At 54.8% G+C, this 1,639-nt stretch carries 1 protein-coding gene; it reads right to left on the reverse strand.

Annotation, left to right across the window (positions count from 1 at the left end):
• Nucleotides 1-245: 245 nt before the first annotated feature.
• Entirely contained in the window at nucleotides 246-1,505 is a 1,260-nt protein-coding gene (locus ACI2KA_RS26930) for an IS110 family transposase (RefSeq protein WP_404505485.1), read from the reverse strand.
• Between the last annotated feature and the right edge of the window lie 134 nt (nucleotides 1,506-1,639).

The raw sequence follows: 1,639 nt of genomic DNA on the forward strand, positions 1-1,639 counted from the left end.
AACGTCCTATATTCGGAATGCAGCGCCGTTTTGGCAGCAAGTCGTTATCGCATCGGTTCTGCCGATGCGTTTGAATTATGATGTAGGCCAGGGCGATCGTCAACGAGCGGTCTCTCCCATAACAAACACAGAGTACGCATGATCGCGGCTCTCACCGTCCTTAAGACGAGATCCTTTGCCGTCGAGCGGAAGGCCTGAACATTATCTACGAGGTCGCTGAACCACTCAGCGCCTCCACGGCCCTGTCAGAGAAGGGTCCTTCCGCTGTGGATCGTCCCTTCAAAGAAGGGGCGATAAGGTTCGCCGCTTTTGACAACCGCATGCACGGTGCGGGCCATCTTTGCGGCGATTGCAGTAGACGCCTTGCGGCGTAAATGAGTGTTGCGGCGGTCCTTTGTGATGTACCGCTCGAACTTGTCGCGGAAGCTGTTAGCACGCTGCAGAATGGCGACTTGAGCTGCCATCCATAAGGTCCGCCTCAGCCGTGCATTGCCATACTTGGAGAGCTTGGTCTGACCGCGGAACATCCCTGACTGGATTGTGGCGAGGTCCATGCCGCAGAACTTCAAGAACTGTCGATGGTGTTGAAAGCGGCGAAGATCTCCGGCTTCCGCCAGGATCGTCAGAGCGTTGATAGGTCCGATTCCGGGAATGGTGCATAGAAGCTGGTAATCGGGATTGTCCTTCAACATTGCGACCGCCCGTGCCTCGATTTGATTGCGCTGGGCGATCAGACTTCTGCCCTCGGCCAGGACCATACGGAACATTCTGATCGCGTCAGATTCCGCTGAAACCGGAAGGCCAATCGAGCGCGTGGCCGTGGCGTAAATATCTGCCAACAAACGCTCTTTCCCAACTTTGCGTCCGACCACCTCCCATGCGGCCTCAATGAAAGCTTCCTTGTTCAGGGCTGCGATGAAATGCGGTGACGGAAACAGTTCGAGGAAAGCGAAGAACCAATCGCTGCGTGAACTGCGGTGAAAGCGATCCGCCTCCGGAAAGTATAATGGCAGATAGTGCGTCAGGATCCGATGCCACAGTTCGGTCTTCGATTTTGAGATCATGTCGTGGGTCTTGGATAATTCCTGAATGTCGTTCGTGCCATGCATCAATGGGTCGTGGTAAAACTGCTCAGCACCAATGGTCATCATATGCAGAATGACCTGGGCGTCCTTCGGATCATTCTTGTCCCAGGAGTTGTGCAACGCTTCTCTGGTGCGAGCCAGCGCGACCGACGAGATCAGTTTTATCTCGAATCCGGATGAACCGAGCTGATATGCCAAAGCGCGATGATAGTTTCCTGTCGCCTCGAAGGCAACGCGAACGGGACGCTGATAGCTGCGCAACAGACTGATCAGGCGATCGAACTCATCGAGATTGTTGAGGACGCTCACACGACGGCGGCGCTTTTTGTCCGGTACCTCGATCAGCACCTCGTGACGCTCCTTCGAAATATCAATCGCTGCCAGAATGGGAGCAGATGCGGTAATGTCGCACTTGGTCATAGCCGGTCTCCTTTGCAGTGTGGCTTTGCAAAACCACTGTGAGACCTGATGCCCGGCTATGACCACCTGCTTCGCCTGATTGGGGCTACGCAGGTGATCAAAGCCTCATTCAGCGCAAAGTTCCGAAGGTGTTA

This window comes from Agrobacterium sp. NPDC089420, assembly GCF_044900305.1.
Taxonomy (GTDB): Bacteria; Pseudomonadota; Alphaproteobacteria; order Rhizobiales; family Rhizobiaceae; genus Agrobacterium.

What these genes read in the sequence shown, in the direction of transcription:
- ACI2KA_RS26930 (WP_404505485.1), bottom strand. Translation starts at nt 1,505, where the DNA reads ATGACCAAGTGCGACATTACCGCATCTGCTCCCATTCTGGCAGCGATT.